The following is a 22,650-nucleotide window of genomic DNA, read 5'->3' as shown; positions in this document are numbered from 1 at the left end:
TCCTTATTTCTTCCTTATAGCCTGCAAGCGTAGATTCTCATTCCATGTCCCAGCCTTCCAGCCCATCCTCTTCCTATGACTTCAACGCAGTCGAGCCAAAATGGCAGAAGGCGTGGGAAAAAGCCGATATCTTTACCGTTCCGGATGTCCCTCCGGCGGACAGGCCCAAATATTATGTGCTGGAAATGTTCCCCTACCCATCGGGGCAGCTCCACATGGGGCACGTGCGCAACTACGCACTGGGCGACGTAATTGCCCGCTACAAGCGCGCCCGTGGCTTTGCCGTGCTGCACCCTATGGGGTGGGATGCCTTTGGCCTGCCGGCCGAAAACGCAGCGCGCGAACGCGGCGTGCACCCGCAGGAATGGACGCTCAACAACATTGCCGCCATGCGCGCCACCCTGCAGCGGCTCGGCTTCTCCCTCAACTGGGACCGTGAAATTGCAACCTGCCTGCCCGACTACTACGGCAAGCAGCAGAAGCTGTTCCTCGACTTCATGCAGGCCGGGCTGGTTGAGCGGCGCGAAAGCTGGGTCAACTGGGACCCGGTGGACCAGACCGTTCTGGCCAACGAACAAGTGGTGGATGGCAAGGGCTGGCGCTCTGGCGCACCGATTGAAAAGAAAAAACTCTCCCAGTGGTTCCTGCGCATTACCGACTTTGCACAGGACCTGCTGGACGGGCTGAAAACGCTCGACCGCTGGCCCGAGCGCGTGCGCACCATGCAGGAACGCTGGATTGGCCGCTCCGAAGGGGCCAAGCTCACCTTCTCGCTGCATGAGCCCCCTACGGGGCTGGATACCAACCTGAACGCGGTGGAAGTATTTACCACCCGCCCGGATACGCTGTTTGGCATGTCCTTTCTGGCCATTGCCCCGGATCACCCGCTGGCCCAGTGGGTTGCCGAGCGCAACCCGCAGGCTGCGGAGTTCGTGGCTGAATGCCGCCGCCTTGGCACCTCGGTCGAAGCCGTGGAAACAGCCGAAAAACGCGGGTTTGACACGGGCCTGCGCGTGAACCACCCGTTCATGGACAAGAGCTTTCCCATCTGGATCGCCAATTTTGTGCTGATGGACTACGGCACGGGTGCGCTGTTCGGCTGCCCGTCGGGGGACCAGCGCGATCTGGACTTTGCCCACAAATACAACCTGCCCGTAACCCCCGTGGTGCTGCCAGAAGGCAGGGATCAGGCAGACTTTGCCATTACCGAACACGCCTTTACCGGCGATGGCACCATGATCAACTCCGGTTTTCTGGACGGACAGAGCACCGAACAGGCCCGCAAATCCGCCATTGCACGTTTGCAGGACCTTGGCGTGGGCCAGGGTGTTGTCAACTGGCGACTGCGCGACTGGGGCATTTCGCGCCAGCGGTACTGGGGCTGCCCCATACCGGTCATTCATTGCGACACCTGCGGCGCGGTGCCGGTGCCCGACGGGCAGCTCCCCGTCAAGCTGCCCGAGGATGTCACCTTCGATAAACCCGGCAACCCGCTGGACCACCACCCCACGTGGAAGCACACCACCTGCCCCTGCTGCGGCAAGCCCGCCACGCGTGAGACCGATACGTTTGACACGTTCGTGGACAGCTCGTGGTATTTTGCCCGCTTTACGGCCCCCCATGCCGCAGCCCCCACCGTGCGGGAAGCCGCCGATGGCTGGCTGGCCGTTGACCAGTATATTGGCGGGATTGAACACGCCATTCTGCACCTGCTCTACGCACGCTTCTTTACCCGCGCCATGCACCGCACCGGCAACCTGAACGTGGACGAACCATTTGCGGGCCTGTTTACCCAGGGAATGGTCAGCCACGAAAGCTACAAGGACAGCGCAGGCCACTGGCTCTACCCCGAGGAAGTGGAACGCACGCCCGAAGGTGTGGTCAAACGCGGCACCACCGACCCCGTGACCGTGGGCCGGGTGGAAAAAATGTCCAAGTCCAAGCGCAACACGGTTGCCCCCGTGGCCATTATCGAGCGCTTTGGGGCTGATACCGCACGCTGGTTTGTCCTGTCCGACAGCCCACCCGAGCGTGATATGGAATGGACCGAGGCCGGTGTGGCCGGGGCCGCGCGCTTTGCCCAGCGCCTGTTCCGCACGGTCTGTGGTGTTGCCGCCAGCGTGCCCGCCACCACGACCTGCCCCGCTGATCTTGACCGCAAGGCCGATACGCTGCGCCGCGCCACGCACCGCACGCTTGCCGCCGTGACCGAAGCGCTGGAAAGCTTTGCCATTAACGTAGCCGTTGCGCGTATTCATGAACTGACCTCCGCTCTGGCGGATGCGGAAAAAGCTGCCAGCGTTGCGGGCATGGACTTTGCCCGGCGCGAGGCAGCGCGTAGTCTTTGCCTGCTCTGCGCCCCGATGATGCCCCATCTGGCCGAAGAAATGTTTGCAAGCCTTGAGCCCACGGCAGGGCTTGCGGCAACACAGGCATGGCCTGTCCCCCAGCCCGACCTGCTGGCGGCAACACAGGTCACCATAGCGGTGCAGATTCTGGGCAAGCTGCGCGGCACTGTAGAAGCGCTCCCCGATGAGGACCCCGCCGCCGTGCTGGCACGGGCAGAAGCCGAACCCAACGTGGCGCGGCTGCTGGAGGGCAAGCGCATTGTCAAACGCGTACATGTGCCCAACCGCATTGTTAACTTTGTAACGGCAGGCTGATGACCCGAACCCGCTCCCTTTTTTCTCTCTGCAAGGCCACACTGGCCGCCACAGCCCTTATGGCAGCACCGCTGCTGCTGAGTGGTTGCGGCTTCAAGCCTTTATACGGGGAGGAAAAAGGCGCGGTTGATGTCTCTGCCGAGCTTAAAGATATTTACGTCGCCAATATTCCGCAGCGCTTTGGCCAGCAGGTCCGTCTGGCGCTGCAATCCCAGATGGCGGGTGATGGACCGGAAAACCCGCGCAAATACAAGTTGGTGGTCCAGCCCACCATTAGCGGTGAAGCCATTGACATTCATGGGGACAACACCACCGGGCGGACCCGTATGCTGGCCACCGCCAACTGGCAGTTGCTGACCATTGAGCAGACCCCACGACTGGTCACGCAGGGGTACGCACAGACGCTGGATGGGTACACCAACACCTACGAACAGTATTTTGCCCAGACCCTGAACATGGAAAGCGCGATGGGCCGCATCGCGCAGACATTGGGCGAACAGATTACGCAGCAGGTAGCCACCTGGTTCAAAACCCACTCCACCCCGGCAGACGTGCCGAATAACCAGCCCAAAGCCCTCTACCCGTCCCCCAACCTCATACCCGATTCCGATCAGGGCACACCCATGGAACAGGAAGGGCCGGACGCCGTTCCCAACATGGCCACGGGGCGCGCCCCCATCGACACCAACTTCTAGCCGCCGGGCGGGCTGGTCATGAAAATAGACGCCCGTGGCACTGCCCGTGTTCTCAACGACCCCGGAGCGTGGCGCGTGATCCTGCTCCATGGGGAAGATACGGGGCTGATCCGCGAACGCGCCTTACAGGCCACGCACCGGCTGGCTGGCACGCTGGACGACCCGTTCCGCATTGCCCTGCTGGACCGCGAAACCCATAACAGGCTGGAAGAGGAAGCCACGGCTCTCTCGCTTATGGGCGGCCGCCGGGTTGTGCGCGTGCGGGATGCCTCGGACGCACTGCTCAAACCCATAGAGCATGTTCTGGCCCAGAACACGGACACGCTGGTCATACTGGAAGCTCCGGGCCTTGCCTCCCGCTCCAAGCTGCGCCAGCTCATGGAAAAACTGCCCGTATGCGCCAGCATTGGCTGCTACCCCGAAGAAGGGCGCAATCTGGAGTCCTCCATTACCCAGATGCTGGGCGCCCACCACGTGCGGATTGATACCGATGCCCTGCACTGGCTGGCAGGCCGTCTGGGGGCGGACCGCGCGGCAGCCCGCAGCGAGGTGGAAAAGCTGGCCCTTTACGCGGGGGACTCCGGCACTCTGGCGCTGGAGGACGTACGCGCCTGCGTTGGCGATGCCGGAAGCGTATCGGTCGAAGATGCAGCCTTTGCCGCAACAGAAGGCAACCGGACAGAAACCGATACCGCACTTGAGCGCGCACTGGCCGAAGGCACAGCCCCCATAGCCATTATCCGCGCCTTTATGGGCCACATGCACCGCCTGCGCAGGGTGCGGGCAGCCATGGCGGCGGGGCAGAGCCGGAGTGACGCGCTCAAAACCCTGCGCCCTCCCGTCTTTTTCAAACGCACGGCCAGCTTTGGCCGCGCGCTGGAACTCTGGTCCCTGCCAGCGTTAAGCAACGCACTGGCGGAGCTACAGGCGCTGGAACTGGCCTGCAAGCAGACCGGAGCCCCCGACCTGCTGCTCTGCCGCCGCCACATTGCAACACTGGCTGCCCGCGCGGCTCTGTACAGCCGCCGTTAGCGCCTGCTTTTTCCCTTGTCCGCTCAGGGGGCATTCAGTATACACAAGCTGTGTGTCCGCGTAGCTCAGTAGGATAGAGCACAGGATTCCTATTTAATTGGGCACCATAACTGGAAACATTATGGTGAATCCGCTCAAAGTCGGGGAACGCTACGGCCTGCAAGGGCCTTGCCAATCCCGAGCCAAGCCGTTCCACAGGAACGGAAGGTGTAGAGACTGGACGGGCGGTGCCTAAAGACCTGTCACCACAGGTCTATGGTAAAGGGACAGTCCAGCCCACAAACGCTTCGGCAACGTAGCGGCAGTGAAAGCTGTAGTGGGATGAATCCTGGGGCCGTGGGTTCGAATCCCGCCGCGGACACCAGCACACACTTTTTCCCCCTGCATTGATCCCCTTCGGCCCGTCTGCACTGCCTTACGGGTTCATGCCATTGATGAAAATATTCCAAAGTGTCGTTAAACGTAAAATAATAAACTCAATATATTTGAAGAAACTATCATAAAAAACTTATCCCTCCATGCTCCCTTGCTCACCATCAGGAATGATGCTCTAAAATAGACCGTTATATCTTGACTATAGAATGTTCGAGACCATCCAGCATTCTGAAAGGTGACACATGAATCGTGTAGCTGAAAGAATACTGTGTTGCTCTCTTCTTTTATTCACCAGCGGCTGTTATAGTATCGGAAGTTACAAACTCGAAAAAGATCAGGACCAGTATACAAGTTCCATGATCGAGGCCAGCAAACGACAGACACTCTCCAACCTTGTGCGCCTGCGTTATGCCGATACACCCGGTTTTCTGGACACCACGCAGCTTATTTCAGGCTACCAGTTGCAGCACAGTGGTTTTCTTGGTGTTGCATCGGATACTTTTCCCATCCGTCCCAATGGGGGTATCGCCGCACAGTTGCAGGAAAGCCCGACCTTTACCTTTCAGCCCGTAACGGGTGATGCCTTCGCCCATAATTTTTTACGTCCCTTGCCCCCCACCAGCCTGTTACCCTTAGCTATGGGCGGGCTGCCCATTGATGTGCTGTTGCGCCTTTCTGTACAATCCATTAATCTTCTGAGTAATAATCGTCCATTTTCACGTAATGTAGGGGATCTGGATGCCGAGGTTGATGCCCGGAGTGTGGATTTCTTCAGCCTGCTCCATGACCTGCGCCTGCTACAGGCAGCGGGGCTGCTGAACATCCAGTTCCAGCAGACACCCGGCACACAGGACAAGGAAACAGAAAACTGCCATGTTTTCATAAGCATTTCATCAACAACAGATCCCGCACTTTCTGTCCTTGCGGAAAAAACCAGAAAACAGCTCAACTTTTCGTCCAGATATGAGCGAATGGAAGTGGTGTACGGTGTTGGCGCCCCCGCGCCGGGGCAGATCAGGATACTGACCAGAAGCATGCTGAGCATTCTTGGCCAGATCGCCTACCAGATTCAAGTCCCCGATGACGAGGTTTCCTCCGGGAATACCCGAAAATCTGCTGACATGGAAAGCAGTTATGAGGCAAAACCCCTGATCAGTGTACATTCAGGACGCAAGCAGCCCGATGATGCGTTTGTAGCTGTTTTGTACGACCATTATTATTACTGGATTGATCGTGGGGATTTTGAAAGCAAGCTGGCTTTTTCAATCACCCAGATGCTGCTGGAACTTTCCAAAACCACCATGAACCCCGGAACCGTGGTGACCATTCCTGTCAGTAAATAACCGGGCACCACGCGCCCCAACCAGCCCCTGCGCAGCCAGCCCTAACTGCCGGAGCGCGCATCTGGCCCTGTTTCATGCAGGAAAAGAGTGAGCACACCGGCCAGCACAATACCTGCCAGACCAAAGCTGAAAGCCTGAGAAAACTGCACGCCAGTCAAAGCCTGCCCATGGCCCAGATGCTGCAGGAAAGCGGCAAACAGGGGGGAAGCAATGGCGCTCATGACAAAGACCAGAAAATTGATGGCCCCGGTAGCGCTCCCCTTAACCTCATCGGCATTGACCTCCTTGATAATGGAGTAGGGAATCATGGCGGCACCCGAGGATACGCCCAGCACAAAGGCCAGAATATAAGGAGGGAATGTATTGCCCGGCAGGTAAATAATGGCGGCAACGGTAAGCGCCATGACAACAATGCCGCCAAGGAGTACGGGTTTACGACGGCCTATACGGTCAGTCAGGTACCCAAGGGCCGGGCAGCCAACCATCCAGCCAACCGGCACCATGGCGGCACGCATAACCGCCTCATGGTATCCGATGTGCCAGCTCTGGGTTAAAAAGGTTATGCCCCATGTCATGCTGCCAACGGTTGTTGGCAAAAACAGCAGGCCGGAACACAGCCCGCACAAATAGGATTGCGGGTTGGACAGCACGCTCCTGTACGGCGCGAACATGGACCCCACAGGGCGGTGCGCGGCTGTAGCATTTTTATGCTCGCCAGGCGTCAGGAAAAAAATGAACACGCCAACAAGGGCTATCAACCCGCCTGTATCAATCCAGAAAAAATGCCAGTTAAGCACGCCATGGATCAGCCAGGCTACGGTGGACTGGCCCATGGCACCCCCCATCATGCCCGCGCATTGGGTAACCCCCACGGCCGTTGCCAGATGCTGTCTGGAAAATCCACGCGCGGCAAGATACACGGCCCCGACAAAGGCAAAGGCTGAACCCGCGCCCTGCATCAGCCGCCCCAGCCCCGCCAGCCACTCATTCCCCCAGCCAAACAGGCATGTCCCCGTCGCCAGCACCAGCGCACCAAAGGTAATGGTGTATTTGGCGCCCCACCTGTCCACCGCGGCGCCGGAGACAATGGAGCACAGGGAATAGGTGTAATAATAAAGCCCGAGCAGGGAGCCCAGACCAACCGTTGTCAGCCCAAAGGCCGAGACCAGTTCACCCACCATAACGCTGGGAGCGGACCGGGTGGAATATTGCAGCCAGTAAAACACCAGACACAAAAACCATGCAACGATATAGGCGTTCTGGTTGGTCAGGGCCGGTTTTTGCGGAGGGGAAGGAACCGGTTGCGGGGGCGGGGGCATACGATTATTCCGTTAATTCATATTTAAATTAAGCATTTTGTGGCACTGTTATAAAAAGGATTTCCCATTTTATACAAGGCAGGACAGGCGGCGTATAAAATGTATGCGTTTTCTTTCCAAAATAAAAAACCTTTGCCAGACACGGGTCTGCATTATGAGCATAGAGATTTTTCAACATAAATGTGCCATAGAACACACCACCAAGCCCAACAGGCATATTAGCACCAGAAGGAAAGAGCCATGACGCTACGGAATAACGCCGTAAAAACCGTTTTTCTTTTAAGCCTAGCGCTATTTGTCTCGCATCAGGCAAAGGCCGAAACCAGTATTATCGGTCTGGGTAATGTTTCTTGTGAAAAATATCTGAAGCTTCTGGAGATCAGTCCACGTTCAGAAGAAAAATTCATGGCATGGGCGCAGGGCTATATCAGCGGGCTGAGCAATGACCTCTCGCAAAGCAATCCCACGTCCAATCCCAACGACTTTGTCAGCAACATGACATACGGATCCGAGAAAATAAAACAGTCCTGCACCGAAAACCCGGAAGCCAAGTTCTATACTGCCGTGGAAAGTGCATTCCACGACATTGAAAAACATCAGGGCGCTGAATAATCAGCACGGGAGAGTATTCCCCCGCCGCATCTGGCGCTGCGTTATTGGCCTGTGGCCACCGCACGCAGCGCTTTTCAACCTGACTCACACCCAGAGCACAAGCCCCGTGAATAACTCTGTGGATAATGTGTATAAACTGAAGTGGGATCAACGCCGCATCTCCCCATCAAGGGCGGAAATCCTCTCCTGTTCTGCTTCGTCCCCCTCGCGGGGCGTGCTGTCGTAATCCGGGCCTTGTTCCATCACCGGTATCGGTATGGTGGACCTGATAACAGCCAGGTGATCACCGCGCCTTGGGCGGTGGGGACGCGGCAAGCATACAGTGCCGTAGGGTGCCATACGGCTCAGGCGCACCACTTCAGGTCAAGAAAGCCCACAGCGGTCCGGCTGTGGCACGGTCTCCATGCCCCCGAAAACGCGTGCGGCTTTCCCCTTTTCATGAGATATCCGGAGAAGTTTATCACGCCAGTATTTCCATGAGTGCTATATCTGGTTCTCGTCTCAGTCAGGACGGGAAGAACAATGCGAGAAGAACTGATGGTGGAAGCACTCTGTTGGGAGACGCAGAGTAAGGTACACGTCCTTTATGCCGCAAAAAACAGACGGCTTAGTTATTTTTGCCCAGATGAGCGTTGTCTGACCAGAGTTTATCCAAAGACGATCATAAACACATATTTCTACGCCGAGAGCGGCCATAAGACCGGATGCCTTAACGAAGCCGGAAGTCACCACTCTGATCCTGCTCAGACAGGAAGACCCAGACCGAAGCCCAGCGTGCTCCCCCCGCCCCCGATCCCAAACTGGCTTGGCATGCCACCCCGTCCACAACGACGGATGCCCCCTTCAAAAGAACAGTTAATCGCATTGGCCCGTGCAGCAAAAACGGCACCACCCCTTTACCCTGCCACGATGTCAAAAATTGTCGATACGTGGCTGATGATACCCGACACAGAGCGAAAGACGCACGCACTGGGCATCAACACCCGTCAATTAAATTACCAGTCCGCGTTTACATATATACGCTATTTACAAAATGACATAAATGCTCTGGACTGTGACAATCACATCATCTACGGAGACGCTACAGTTTCTCTCGGCAAAAAATATTACTTCGTGTCATCCATAAAACGGTTTTCTTTCCAGAATACGAATTTACCGTTGCGCTTTGACCTGCCTATCGAGCATCCTCTTGCCAGAGATATGACAGACTATATTGGTCAGCAGGTTCTGTTGTTCTGGCGCGGCCCTGTTCCTGCGATCAACGCCAGGAAAACTGCCTATCAGTTGTGCCAACCCGAGGACACAAGCCTGAGCGGCCTGATCATTCGTCCAGCGCCATGAACAGGGCCGCGCTGATGTTCAAACGCCAGCCACTCCTCCTGCCCACAGAAAATCAGGCACCGGACCGGCCTGTCAGCAGCCTGACTAGTCTTCTTTTGCATGTTCAAAAGACACGTTTATGGCAATGGAGAGTTGGCGCGGTGGCGGAACAAAAGGGGTGCTGGCGCGAACGGTTTCCAATGCCCATTCATCCAGTTCGGGCATGCCACTGCTTGTAACCACATGGAGCGTCCCTGGGCACAGTTGCCCGGAAGCCAGAATTGTAAACGCAACCTTGGTCGCACCAACCAGATGAGCGTCCCGTGCCGAAGCGGGATAGATCAGACGGGTACGGATTTTTTTGCCCAGATCACGAATATAGTTCCGCAGGCGCTCTTTTTCCTCATCTCGGTTCAAGGTATGAGCGGCCTGCCTCTGTTCAACCCCAACCCGGTTAACCGCACCGAAACTGCTATCCGTATGTCTGGGTACAGGGGTCTGCGTGGGTGTGGGAGGTGGTCTGTGCTGTGGTGGCGACGTCGTGGCCTGTTGGGTAGGCGGAGGCATACCATCCTTGTCCGGCGGGGCCTTGTCTGTGGGGCTTTCGGGACTGGCATGCTCGGCTTGCGGGCGCGCAGGCTCCGGGGGCGTATTCTGCACAGTCTTCTGACTTTGGCTGGCTGCCTCTGCTGGCGTTTTCCTGTCAGCTTTTCCCATTTTTTCCTGAAGCTGTTTTTCCTGCATCTGATCGGGAGCGAGCAGACCAGTGATGTCCAGCGCCAGAGTGGAGGGGTCGTTCTCTTTTTCGGGACGTGGAGGCGCCTGCCCTGCCAGCAGATGGGCTGTCGTGAGCACGGCCACAAAGACGGCAGTATGTACAAGACCTGAAAGGATCATCCCCTGCCATATGCTGATACATCTGCGTGCTGGCGGCTTCCGGGGCACCTCCAGCGTCATGGCGTCCCCTGTGTCTGCATACTGACCTTGGTGAAATGCCCGCGTTTCAGAACATCAAGCACATCCACAAACTGTTGCAGCGGCAGGGTTCTGTCTGCACGGATCAGAAAAGCCGTGTCCTGCGGCAGGCCTGTCAGTTCACTGGTCAGAGCGTCTCTGGCGATGTCCTTGCCGTCCAGCGCAGTACGGCCCGTGGCCGTCAGTTCAATAATATGCGGCCTGTCGTTGCCGGGTGTGGCCTGGCTCGCATGAGGGAGTGTCATCGGCAGCCGCCCGGTCGTGATGAAGCTGGCCGTCGTCAGCACGATGGTGAGCATGACCAGCATGATGTCCACAAATGGAATGACATTCATGCTCTCAAAGGGTTTTTCATCCATCATGCTGTCCTTTCCACTGTCGCTTCGGCTGCGTTATGGGCAATTTCCCAACGCAACATGAGCACCTTGGCGCGGCGAAGAATGGCGTTGTAGATGACCACCGATACCAGTGCCACCACCAGCCCGACAGCCGTGGCCTTGAGCGCAAGGGCAAGACCCACCATGACCTTGGTGGTATCCGCCGAAGTCTGGAGGCTGAGATTGTAAAATGTCAGCATGATGCCCAGCACTGTGCCCAAAAGCCCGATATAGGGGGCATTTGACGCCACGGATGCAATGACAATCAACTGATTGCTCAAATCCAGCTCCAATGATTTGACATCCGTATAAGCCTGCAGATCAATGGCGCGATAAAAGAAAAACCGTTCAATCGCCACCCCGATGACAAGAATGCTCAAAGCGACAAGTACGCCCACAATGCCGTAATCAATAACTCCGGCAATCCAGTTAAGCCCCATGATGTTCGTCCCTAAAAGGTCAGGCCGACCTGCATCAGACCCGTTGTTCCCAGATTATAGCTGCTCAGACCGTAATCAGACCCGTATGTGTGAGCGAACATGCCTTTTGCCGTGACGTACCGGCCGGGCAGATACTCATAAGTCGCATAATATCCCACACCTATATCATTCACTTCACTGAAATGGCGCTGCACATAGGAAACACTGGCATTATGCAGCCATCCGCCCGCTATGTCCGTAAAGACGCCCAGTGAATGCTGGTATTTTGAAAGAATGGAAACCTGCGGCAGGGAATAGCGCAGTTCCGGCATGAACAGGAATCCGCTATCCGCCGACAGGCCCTGATAATAGGAACGCACACCCCAAAGGCCCGAGAGTGTCATCTGCTCACTGCTGTCCATGCTGCCGGAGAGTGATTTCTGGCCATTAAAGTGGAACATCAGGGCAAGCTGGCGCATCAGCCCCAAGGTTGCATCCACGCTCAGATTGATGCGGCGGTAATGGCCCTCCGTGCCCAGTGTTTCTCTGTTCGCCTGCAACTGTTCCTGATTGGCAAAGCGTACATAACCTTCCGTATAACTTGCGGAGACATCACTTGTCAGAGGCATGGAGCCCAATGTGCCATAGGTCACATTGTTAAAACTGATGGTGCCCGTATCAATGCTGCGATGTGCGGTCGAGGCGCCAAAAACCCGATCGTTCAGGTTACGGTGGGAATAGGTGGCGGAAACATAAAGGCTCTCCGCGCGCGCGCGCAGGATAGGGTAGCTGAGCGTACCATAGATGGAATTCACATACCCCACGGCGTCCAGACTGCTATATGCGCCGCCGAGCGCATAGTCTGTCTTGTAGGCGCCAATTTCGCCCCGCAGCCCGCTATGACCGATAGGCGCCGAGTAGGAGGCGCGTCCGTTGATCAGGTTGGAGTTGGTGGAAATAATGCCAAAAAGCGAGATCCGGTCACCAATCCCGGCCGGAGAGTTGATGTTGACGCCCCCATTCATGCGCCACCGCCCGGTATAGCGCGAGCCCACGTTATCACTCAGAAGGTAGCCATCCACCCGCCGGGTATGAGGCACAGTGAAGACAAAATCCGATGACCCGGCCTGCAGACCCGGTGCGATTGCGGCATGGGGCATACCCGCGCCATGCAGGTCGGACACCAGCAGCATGGCGCGCTCCAGATCGCCCGCAGTAATGGCGGGCCTGCCCGCAAGGGCCTCATCAATCACGCCCTGAAGGAAACTCCTGCGTACCAGAGATTCATTCTGGATAGTCGCCTGCCCGAAGCGCCCCCGCACCAGTTTGAAGCGCAACGTGCCACCCCGCGCGTCCTGCGCTGGTACATGAACCTTGGCGACCAGAAACCCCTGCCCCCGATAATAGGCCGTCAGTTTGCCTGCCGCATCGTAGATCTGGGCGAGGGTCAGATTTTTGCCTTCGTAAGACGACAGAAAACCGGCCACGCTTTTCTGCTCCGCTGGCTCCACGCCTTCGACCACGATATGGCGCACCATAAGCGTTTCCTTGTCGGGCAGTTCCAGTTCAGGTTCAACCACACGCGGCAGAACAGGCACTGCGGCAGGAGGAAGCAGTGGCGGCTGGTCCGCCATTTCCGCCTGCCGCGCGGCCTGTCCGGCATTATAGGGGAGTTGTGGCGGCAATGGTACGCCCGCCGGAGCAGCCTGTGCCAGACTGATGGACAGATCGCCCGAAGCGACGAGCCACAAAGGCGCTGCAACACGCGCGGATGAGCGCATGAAGGAAAACACGGACTGCCCCGACAGTCGGGAGGAAGAAGAGAGCATGGAACAAACCCGATAACGTCCGATATGGCAGGAAAGAGAGGAAAGAAGGTTGAGCGCGCTCATGGTTCAGTGCCTCTTTCCGGTATGGGTTTTAGGCGTGGCCCGCAGGTCAAAGCGCTGGCCGTCGACCTCTATCGAGCGGATGCTGGCGTCATAGGCACTGGCTTTTTCCGTTGCGCGGCTGCTGGGTTTGGCTTCCGGCGCGGGCCTGCGCCTGTCCTGCGGCTGGCTTGCGGCCAGATGGGTTGCTGGCGGCTCCTCAATGGTGATGTGATCGGCCAATGGAGGTTGTTCCGCTGCCATTGCAAGAGCACCGACCATTCCCGAAGCCACAGGCATGGGCTGGGCCTGTGAGAGAACCGTGTTCGCCGCGGCAATATTCCCCATCGCCCGAACAGCCTGCCGCTGTTCGGGGGGCAGGCGTTCAATATTGGCCAATGATGGATTCGTGGGCGAAGACGTGCCGGATGTGGAGGAATTGTTCCCTCCCGGCTGAGAATTGGTCTGCCCACCCGTACCCTGCCCATTGGACGGGGTACCGCCACCGGATGTAGCGGAATTGTTCCCTCCCGGCTGGGAATTGGTCTGCCCACCCGTACCCTGCCCATTGGATGGGGTACCGCCACCGGATGGATTACTGTTGTTCCCGCCCGTGGAACCAACCGGCTGCCCGCCATTCATGACGTTGCTCAGACTCTGCATCTGTGTCGAGAGCGACTGGGTTGCTACGGTACTGAACTGTGATGTCGTCAGCCCCACCGCACCCTGATGGAACTGGGCCGGTGTAAGCGATGTGCCATAGAGGGAGTTGAAGGCGTTCAGAATGGGAGTGGAGTTCCCGCCCATGCCCTCGGGAATACCGTTACCGGAGCCGTTTGTCGTCATGCCGCTACTGTCGGTATTCCATGCATTCATGATCGACATGGCGCCGTCACCAGACGTTGTCGCGCCGGAAAAACCGCCGACATAGGTTGTATCGCCTGTAGCCGACGTCACCTTGCCGCTGGAACTGTTGTACAGAAGCGTGCCGTAGTTCCAACCGATGAAGCCACCCCCGAAATTGTTGCCAAACCCCGTATCGACAAAGCTGTTGTCGAGATACACATCGCCATAGGCCTTACTGCTGAAAATATAGGTTCCGGGCTGGCTCATCCCGGCAAAGCCACCAGCCGAACCACTACCGGACACGTTGCCATAGGCCTGACTGTTCACGACCGCGCCAGATAGCGACCCGGTGAACCCCCCGACCCAGGAATTGATCGTGGCACGGCTGCTCAGCGAATTGACATTGCCTTTGGCATAGCTGTTTTCCACAAATCCGGCCGTAGCTCCTGCCCAGCTTCCCACATCGGTGTAGCCGGTTGAGGTAATATTGACGGTCGAATAGGTGTTGTTGGCGTAACCGGCGACCATCGCGCCAAACAGGCCACCGACGGAATAATCACTCCCCGTAGTACCGGGCGAGGAGGTATCCCGCTCGCTTGAGGTGGGTGTACGCGAGACGGTGATATTACCGGTCGTAAAGACATTTGTGAAAATACCACCAGCGACCGATGCAATGCCCCCCGTGCTGTCTGGATAGCTCCAGAAGAGCGGATTACTGCTGAACGCGGCCAGTCCGAGTGCGCCTGTATCGTTCCCGCTGACCGCTATGTTGATATTGGTCAGGCCGAGATTGGAAACTGAAGCGCCATTCTGTTCCAGATAGCTCTGGCTGGTGCAGGAAGGCTGCTGGCAGCCTATGGCCAGAAACAGCCCGCCCTGTGTGGATGTCAGGTTGGAGATGACATGACCAAAACCGTTGAAGGCTCCGCTCAGTATATCGGTATACCCTCCCTCATCCAGCGCCAGAGGCGTCCAGTCGGTAATGGAATTCAGATCTATATCCGAGCCCAGAACATAATTCTTGCCTATCGTCTGGTTCCTGCCCGTTATGGCAGCCAGTTGGGCAACCGTGTTGATGACGGTATAGCTGGCGAGTTTGCCACCCGTCACACCCATCTGCACAGCACCGCTACTGTTAAAATCTATGCGCCCTGCGAACGTATCATTGTTGGTTCCATCAGCATTTTTTCCAAATCCCATATTTATCCCGTGCAGGGTAACCACCCCTGGCGCGAGCGGGATAGCCATCATGTTGTTGGCGGTGCTGTAAAAAGTGGGGGCGGCCCAGCTACTCTGTCCCCATGTAGCTGTAAGGCCACCACTGCCCGTCACGCTCATGACGTTATCGACGTCAATATCCTTGTTCGAGGAAAGGGTCAGTGTATTCGCGGCCCAGGACACGGCGTCACCGATGACAATATTACCCGAGGCGGAAGAAAGCGTGACGTTGGTTTTCGACAGCATCTGGTCCAGCAGGGTGCCTGTCAGCGTCCCACCGCCTGGCGTTACGGCAAAATCCCCATCGGACTGCCACAGCCAGCCTCCCGGCCCATAACCATTCGCCCCCGCCGTACTGACATTCAGTCCGCTATCCACACTGACCAATCCGGCGGTCTGCAGGGTACCGCCAGCCCCGGTCGCGGAGGACAGGTTGATCGTCCCGCCCACGCTGACCGGCTTGTCAGCCGCGGCCACGGCGTAAGAGGTGAGCGCGCCCGTGGCGGGGTCGAGCATGAGTGTGACGTCTTCACCACCCACCAGCAGCACCTCGCCGCCAGCGGTGGTCATGGAGGCGCCCGTTCTGGTCGTCACGCCATTGCCAATGAGGGCCACATAGCCCGGAGTGACGGCACCGCTACTGCCATCGGTCTCGCCAACAGCCGTAATGGAGCCACCAATCATATCGACCGCGCCGGTCGCCGGATTGGTTCCGAAAAGATAGCGAGCATTCGTGAAGTCACTATCCGCGATATCTTGCGTGGAGGCCACAATCGCCCCGACATTGACCGACGACCCGGCGGTAAACATGACCCCCGCCGGGTTGATGAGGAAGATTCTGCCATTGGCCGTGAGACTGCCAGCGATCACGCTCTGCGCGTCCCCCGTAACCCGGTTGAGCGTGATGGCGGCACTATCAGGCTGGTTGAAAATGACGGAATAGGAGGGCGCGATGGAAAAGCCCTGCCAGTTGATGATGGCCTGCTCGGTCCCCTGATTGACGGTCAGACTTCTGGCGGCCAGATCGGTATTGATAGAGGAAATGGTCCCGCTGACTACCGTTGGATCATGCGGCAAGGTCTCGGCCACGAGGGCAACATTGCCCGCCGCCCCGGCCAGCGTGTAGTTGGCGCTCCCCGAGAGAGTAAGATTCGAGAAATCGGTAATGCTCTGCAAGCCAGCCGAGGGTGAAGCCAGCACGACCGAGCCGGAAAGGGAGAGGCTGTCACCAGCAACCAGATTGGCGACTGAAAGCGCGCTTGCAGGCACGACGGCCGTTCCGCCTGCAAGAACGGAGCCGCCCAGTTCCACACTGCGAGGCGTTACGGAGGCCAGCATCTGATCAGGCGGCTGAACCTGATAATTGGCCGAATCATTACCCGTCAGCGTGTCGGTAATCGTGACGGCCTTGTTCGTCCCCGCATCCGCCGAGGAAAATGTTCCCGTCCCCGTTACGCCAAGCCGGTCGTTACCGTACACACCCCCGACGATCGTAGCCGTAACCACGGCATTGGCCGATCCGTCATAAACCTTGTCCGACACCGTATTCGCGACCTCGACATAGGCCGGTGTAATGCTGGCCGTCGTGGTATTGCCACCAATCGTGTAATTCGAAGCCACCCCGCCGTTTGACCCGTCAGAGAGGACATAGGTCACGGTAACGTTTTTATCCGTTCCGGCGTTCCTGTCCGAAAAAACGGCTGATTTATAAGTAACATTCAGGGTTTCAGAACCGACAAGACCTGAAAGATCAGCATCGGAGGCGCTGGGATCGATCTGGGCATTCGCCGTTCCATCATAGGTCTTGTCCGTGACCACTCCGGTACTGGCCAGTGTAATAGGACGAGGAGAGATCGTAACTGCGCCCTGAATGTTTGTGTACGGCGATGCGGACAGTAACAGAGAAGCCGCGTAAGTCCCCGCGTTCACCATGCCACTTTGCGAGGAGATGGCACTCAGGTCGGCGTCATAATTCGCGGATAATGCACCATTGTATGGCATATCACCCCCTTGGAGCCCCCATACCGCGTTGGCATAACCCAGATCGCTGGCCAGATAATCCATGTCCTCGCCATATACGGTGGCACCCGCCACAGGAGAAACATAGACGGGCAGATTTTGCAGGATGGGGTAGCCCGTAGCATTTGCCTGACCCCATATCCCGGTATCAAACCCGCCATAACTGGAGAGAGTATATTGATCTCCCCCAGACAGATTCTGGACAAGGCTGCCATTGCCGGTTCCAGACCCGTCTGTTGTGATCGGATCAACATCACCAAGCCAGTAAGAATTGACGATAGTTCCTGTATTATTCGATGAAAATGCGTTGGCATACGTGTATTGCGATTTCCCATCTGTCGTTATCGCCGTATAGACACTGGAAATCGTACCGGAATTATTATAGACGAAGCCCGCCAAATGGGGCGAGCAGGCCGTGACACAGGTCATCTGCCCTGCGGCGTAGGCATTTTTGATCGTGCCTTCATTTGTGGCGGCAAAGCCCGCGCTGTAGGACGAAGCTTCAACGCCAAAATCATATCCTCCGACCGCCGCAGTGGTGTACGAATTCGTAATGATGCCTGTACTCTGGTTATCCCCGACCAGACCGCCACCTATGCCTGCAACGCCGGCCCCGACCAGGCCTGTCGCATAGGACGCATCAATAATGCCTGCGTTCACTCCAACCAGACCGCCAGCATCTGCAATGAAATAGCCGTCAGTATCTCCGGACGAAAAGCTGTTCCTGATCACGCCAGTAACGGAGTTCCTGCCCACAAGGCCACCGATATTCGATGAGATACCGGAACTCGTGGGTATAATGTCCCCATCCCCACCGGAAACATAACTGATGGCCGCATAACCGGTCGCATAGCTATTGGCTATCAGCCCGCCATTCAGCCCGACCAGAATGCCGGTATTCAGAATAGTGCTCGTAATTTTCGGCTGGTCTGACGAGATGCCACCACCGACGAAGCTGTTGGCGATGGTGCCGTTATTCACATCCGCCAGAATACCTGTGTTTCCGGCATTGTTCATGGTAACGTTGCCGAATGTTATCGCGATGTTTGAAACTGTCGCCCCGCTCCCGATATTACCGAACAACCCGCCGGAATTGCTCGAAAACGGATAGAGAACATGCCCAAGACCATTGAAATTACCGCTGAATGGTTGGCTGGCGGTACCAAGCTGGCTCCAGTTGGTGGCGCTCAGGTCCAGAATATCGGAGCCCAGCACATAGTTTTTACCGGGGCTGGCCGCTGCGGCCAGAAACCCCGCCGCATCGTCAATGACCGTGTAGTTCTGGCCGTTGAGCGTCATCAGGCCGGTTCCCGAAATATTGAGCCTGCCCGCGAATGTTCCTAACACCGCATTGGTGGAAGACCCCTGCGATACGCCCTCCACCCCAAAGGCCGTATAGAGCCCGTAAGGTGTGCCATCGGCATTGTAGCCAGTACCCGTAACCGTGGTCGTGGGATTACCGTTTGCGTCGAGCGCATGCCCGTAATTACCTGCAAAGCCCGCACTGCCACTTGCCGTCATAACGGCGTTGAGAACGATATTGTTCGTCGCGTTAAGTGTGAGCGTATTGGCCGACCACGTTACCCCATCGTTAACAGTAATGTTCCCGTCGGTCCCTGTCCCATTGGTGGAGGCGATTGTGACGTTATTCTCGGCCAGTTCGGCGCTCAGCACCTTACCGCTGATGTCCCCGCCATAGGCAGCGATGGTAAAACCATCTGGGTCGATCAGCCATGTCCCATTCTGACCCGAAGCCGCCCTGGTGGTAATATGCGCCGTGCTGGCGACCTGCACCGTCTTGCCCGAGGTTTCTATGGAGCCACCTTTACCCCCCTTGGGAGCGGACGCATCCAGCGTGCCACCCACATTCACCGTGCCGTCCTTGGCCAGTAGCTGGATCTGGCCCACCTGCACCGTCCCGGAAGCCTCGTGACCGCCGGTCAGGTCCGCCAGCGTCCGGGCCTGAATAATGCCGGTGTTGTTGACCTGGGCAGACATAATCTGGTCCGCGGTCTGTGCACTCAGGATCACGCGGCCGCCATCGGCCACAATCAGCTTCCTGTTCGCCACCAACGCATTGTAGGCCCCCTTGTCAATCGTCACATCCAGCAGCGCGTTCCCCCCGAAATTGAGGGTCATCCGCTCACCCGCCGCCATCGCGACCGTACCCAGACGGGCCGAAATAACCCCGTCATTTTTCACCACATTTCCCATCAGCACGACAAACCCGCCGCTGGCTGCGTGAATGTGACCTTTATTGATGACCGAAGCCGTCGAATCACCGGAAAACTGATAGTTCCCGGCCATGAAATCCTTGTCGGTGATGTTGCGTGTGGAGGCGACAATCCCCCCGACATTCACCTGCGACGTATTGGTAAACAGCACACCCGCAGGGTTGACCAGAAACACGCGCCCATTGGCGTTGATCGACCCTGCGATAATGCTTTCCTGCCCGCCGGTCACACGGTTGAGCGTGGCGGCGGAGGCGCTGGGTTGCTGGAAATTGACAGTCTCATGCCGACCGACGGAGAACCCCTGCCAGTTGATAACAGCGTTAGGCGAACTCTGGTTGATGGTCGTAAGCGCGCCTGACTGTGAAATTGTCGCATTCCCTGCGGCGATAACCCCACCTGTAGGTTCCGCATAAGCAAAACCCCCTGTCCAGACAAGGGCAAGAGCAGAAACCGAGGAAAACAGGCAGGCTTTCACGGTCGGTAAATCAATTTTTCGCATGAGACCTTACCGGAAAAAACGGGGTTAACGGATGAGGGAGCCAGCACGATCGAGTGCTACGCCAAACCCCTTGAGTGACACTGAAAAAGTGGGATTCTGACTGCCGTCAGCGGCATGGGCGATAATTTTCAGGCTTGGGACCCTGCGCAGCGCAATGAGTGTGCCTGCGTCAAAAACAACAGGGGCAATACAGCCCTGTGGCAGACAGGTCCTGTACTGCAAGGACATGTCCAGATTTGTATTATCCGCTTTGATCTGCACGCCTTTTTCAAGAGCAAGACCAAAAGGCATAAGCAGCACACCGCTGGCCTTGTCCCCCACAGGAGACAGCTCAATGGCCAGAACACGCTGCCGGCTCTTGTTATCCATCTGCTGCTGACTCACATCACAGTGTCTGGCGTTTTGCCCGGATGGCTGAACGCATGATACCTGCCAGTCCTGATAGGTCTCGGACAGGGAAGAAGGAGCCTCCGCCGACTGTGATACAGGGGCTGCCCATGCGATGTGAGCCACAAGGCATAACGCGAAAACAGGAGTATTCCGCAGGAACATCCCGGTCCAGCCAGAACGGCGCAGGAAATCCGCGGCATGCGTCAATATATGTACAAATATAGTCATGGCCGCGTCTCCACGAAAAACTGGCATTCAATACCGGCTATGCTCAGATAGGCGCATAGTCCCGCAGAACAGGTCGATGACCCGTTGTATCGATTACAGAACGTACCGGAAGCGAACTGAATGATCGCAACGTTTTCTTCCACAATGCAACATGTTCATCATCCCATCCCAAGCGGACACACAGGACCTCTGGTGTCTGTATTACCTTGTATATGGACGTAGCATATATGTACCCGAATCGCTTATGACGGCCGTCATATCGGCATAATTATTAAGTAATTTTAATTTAATTGCCCCGAACCATCGTTAAGGGCTTTGTCCAAAACCATGTGCCTGATAGGCAGGATGCCTCTTATCCATCAGAAAACAAACGGTTTTTTAATCTTCTTCCGTCGATCCTGACGACATGCCTGCCGGTGGCCGGACCATTATCTCATTATTCTGACGGTAAATTTCGCCCTCTTCTTCCATACGGGCCAAGGCGCGATAAAGCGACTCATGAGTCAGCCCGAGTTCGCCAGCCAGTTCCTTGAGTGTACCTCTGACCTTAACGCTCAACCGTTCGGGGTCCATGTTCAAGGAAAGAAAATGCCTCAGACGATCACGCGCGGATTGCATATTCCGCTGTTCTATCCGCGCACGGGCACTCACCAGCTGACGGGCCAACATTCTGGTATAGGCAATCGCAAACTGCTGATTCTGCTCGTATTCCTGAAGCAGAAGCGGCTGGGGATACAGCCTGACGATGGCCTGTGTGAGCGCAACGGCGTTACAGTGATAATTCCCACCAAAAATTGTCGCTTCCGCCAATGTCTCACCCGGTGTGGCTACGAAGAGAATGACATCGCGACCAACCGGATCAAGCCGACTCATGCTGACGCGCCCTTCGAGCACTTCATAAACCCCAATGGCGGGCGTGTTGCGCTGGAACAGAAAATCACCACGCTGTAATTTCCTGACAACACTGGCTTTTTTGATCTCTGGCGGAAGGTATTCACCGATGCTCATGCCGCATGATCTCCAACGTTCACTGAGGCCGCGATGCGACATCAATTTTATCGACCGACTGGAATAAAGACTTCCAGACGCTTCTTACCCCCGTACTGGCCTGATGCTCAGGCTGCTTTACGTCAACGCCCGAAAAATACAATGCCAGATCGCCCAGCCCCATGCATTCAGATATGCCTGCAAGAACGTCTCTTCCTCGTTGCGCGCGTTCCAGACAGGGATTTCCCAGCCAGAGAAACACCTGCTCCTGTCTTTTGTTAAGCCAACGCCTTTGTTCTCATACCGCAGGACACACGGCAGGTTCTGCCACACCGGTTTCGTACGCCACCGATAAAACCATAAAGAGCATGAGCCCGGCATTGCATCAGCCCGCAACCTCTACAGCATTTGCCCTGAAGACACGGAAGAAATTCTACAGTCTGTATGGATCGTGATTTTTGCCTTGCACATAACGTATTTTTATATGATACAAAACACAGAGACGCCTGACATTGGATTTTTCCCCATATGATTGCCGGGCGGAACCTTACCTGACAGTGATCATGCCGACGGCGTTCCGAACTCGAAATTTTTACGCCTCAGTAACAACCATACATATAGTCCTATAAACTTGAGCTTATTCTCGAAGGATAGAATGATGTCAGCAAAAGTTGGCAGCCCTTTGGCTCTCATGGTCACTCTGGCCATCACGGCGGGTTCTTTTTCCCTCCCGCCAGTTGCCGAAGCTCAGACGATGTCGCAGATGCCCATGATGGCGGATGAAGATCATAGCGCCATGCATGCCCAGATGATGCAGCATCACATGGGAGCATCGGTCATGCCATTTGACCTGCTTCACTCCCTGCACATCTTTACGCCCCTCCCTGACGGCGGAGAGCAGGATGTGATCTCCGCCGACGGGAACGCCCAGCAGATCATGCTTATCCGGCAACATCTGAAAACGGAGGCCCAACGGCGCGCTCAGGGCGATTATGCCACACCTGCGCGTATTCATGGAGCTTCGATGCCCGGCCTGAAGGAAATGGCCACTGGAGCACCTTCCATACACGTGGTCTATGTGGAACTCCCGGCAGGGGCAAGAATTGTTTACACGACCGCACGTCCGGAACTTGTACAGGCCATTCATGCCTGGTTAGATGCACAGGCACATGACCACAAGGAAGACGCCATGCTCACTCATCAATGACGTTGATGACCGCCTGACGGCGAG

General features: G+C 56.7%; 15 protein-coding genes. 7 read left to right on the top strand and 8 right to left on the bottom strand.

Annotated features, from left to right (window positions below):
* The first annotated feature begins 44 nt into the window (after positions 1-44).
* The 4 genes from leuS to AB2L51_RS07890 all read left to right on the top strand — a co-directional run bounded on the left by leuS (position 45) and on the right by AB2L51_RS07890 (position 6,108).
* Positions 45-2,663, top strand: a complete 2,619-nt coding sequence (gene leuS / locus AB2L51_RS07905; protein WP_395582361.1) for a leucine--tRNA ligase — start codon at positions 45-47, stop codon at positions 2,661-2,663.
* Positions 2,663-3,358 (top strand): hypothetical protein, encoded by a 696-nt coding sequence (locus tag AB2L51_RS07900; RefSeq protein WP_395582362.1) that lies wholly within the window; start codon positions 2,663-2,665, stop codon positions 3,356-3,358. The genes leuS and AB2L51_RS07900 overlap by 1 nt, the downstream gene beginning before the upstream one ends.
* 18 nt (positions 3,359-3,376) lie before the next feature.
* Positions 3,377-4,390, top strand: a complete 1,014-nt coding sequence (gene holA, locus AB2L51_RS07895) for a DNA polymerase III subunit delta (RefSeq protein ID WP_395582363.1) — start codon at positions 3,377-3,379, stop codon at positions 4,388-4,390.
* Positions 4,391-5,121: 731 nt separating this feature from the next.
* Positions 5,122-6,108 carry a hypothetical protein gene (locus tag AB2L51_RS07890; protein WP_395582364.1) on the top strand — a complete coding sequence of 329 codons (987 nt, stop codon included), beginning with the start codon at positions 5,122-5,124 and terminating at the stop codon, positions 6,106-6,108.
* Positions 6,109-6,149: 41 nt separating this feature from the next.
* Here AB2L51_RS07890 and AB2L51_RS07885 read toward each other — a convergent pair whose 3' ends face one another.
* A complete protein-coding gene (locus AB2L51_RS07885) occupies positions 6,150-7,427 on the bottom strand; it encodes an MFS transporter (RefSeq protein ID WP_395582365.1) in 1,278 nt (425 codons plus the stop codon).
* A gap of 240 nt (positions 7,428-7,667) precedes the next feature.
* Here AB2L51_RS07885 and AB2L51_RS07880 point away from each other — a divergent pair, with 240 nt between their 5' ends.
* Entirely contained in the window at positions 7,668-8,039 is a 372-nt protein-coding gene (locus tag AB2L51_RS07880; protein WP_395582366.1) for an HdeA/HdeB family chaperone, read from the top strand.
* 834 nt (positions 8,040-8,873) lie between these two features.
* Positions 8,874-9,380, top strand: a complete 507-nt coding sequence (locus AB2L51_RS07875) for a hypothetical protein (RefSeq protein WP_400921433.1) — start codon at positions 8,874-8,876, stop codon at positions 9,378-9,380.
* An 84-nt stretch (positions 9,381-9,464) separates the two neighbouring features.
* On the opposite strand, the gene AB2L51_RS07870 is transcribed toward AB2L51_RS07875, so the two are convergent.
* The 7 genes from AB2L51_RS07870 to AB2L51_RS07840 form a co-directional block, all read right to left on the bottom strand.
* Positions 9,465-10,256, bottom strand: coding sequence for a TonB family protein (locus tag AB2L51_RS07870; protein ID WP_395582368.1), 792 nt, complete (start codon positions 10,254-10,256; stop codon positions 9,465-9,467).
* Between the two features lie 56 nt (positions 10,257-10,312).
* The gene (locus tag AB2L51_RS07865) at positions 10,313-10,696 is read right to left on the bottom strand and encodes an ExbD/TolR family protein (RefSeq protein ID WP_395582369.1); all 384 of its coding nucleotides are present in this window, start codon (positions 10,694-10,696) and stop codon (positions 10,313-10,315) included.
* Positions 10,693-11,151 carry a TonB-system energizer ExbB gene (gene exbB / locus AB2L51_RS07860; RefSeq protein ID WP_395582370.1) on the bottom strand — a complete coding sequence of 153 codons (459 nt, stop codon included), beginning with the start codon at positions 11,149-11,151 and terminating at the stop codon, positions 10,693-10,695. The genes AB2L51_RS07865 and exbB overlap by 4 nt, the downstream gene beginning before the upstream one ends.
* Before the next feature lie 11 nt (positions 11,152-11,162).
* Positions 11,163-13,022, bottom strand: a complete 1,860-nt coding sequence (locus AB2L51_RS07855; protein ID WP_395582371.1) for a ShlB/FhaC/HecB family hemolysin secretion/activation protein — start codon at positions 13,020-13,022, stop codon at positions 11,163-11,165.
* 3 nt (positions 13,023-13,025) lie between these two features.
* Positions 13,026-19,814, bottom strand: a complete 6,789-nt coding sequence (locus AB2L51_RS07850) for a two-partner secretion domain-containing protein (RefSeq protein ID WP_395582372.1) — start codon at positions 19,812-19,814, stop codon at positions 13,026-13,028.
* A gap of 24 nt (positions 19,815-19,838) precedes the next feature.
* Entirely contained in the window at positions 19,839-20,432 is a 594-nt protein-coding gene (locus AB2L51_RS07845; RefSeq protein WP_395582373.1) for an invasion associated locus B family protein, read from the bottom strand.
* A gap of 378 nt (positions 20,433-20,810) precedes the next feature.
* Positions 20,811-21,440, bottom strand: coding sequence for a Crp/Fnr family transcriptional regulator (locus AB2L51_RS07840; protein WP_395582374.1), 630 nt, complete (start codon positions 21,438-21,440; stop codon positions 20,811-20,813).
* Positions 21,441-22,074: 634 nt separating this feature from the next.
* Here AB2L51_RS07840 and AB2L51_RS07835 point away from each other — a divergent pair.
* Entirely contained in the window at positions 22,075-22,626 is a 552-nt protein-coding gene (locus tag AB2L51_RS07835; protein WP_395582375.1) for a hypothetical protein, read from the top strand.
* Positions 22,627-22,650: the final 24 nt, after the last annotated feature.

Source organism: Acetobacter fabarum (assembly GCF_040702925.2).
Classification (GTDB): Bacteria; Pseudomonadota; Alphaproteobacteria; order Acetobacterales; family Acetobacteraceae; genus Acetobacter; species Acetobacter fabarum_B.
This window is presented reverse-complemented; position numbering and strand designations above follow the sequence as displayed.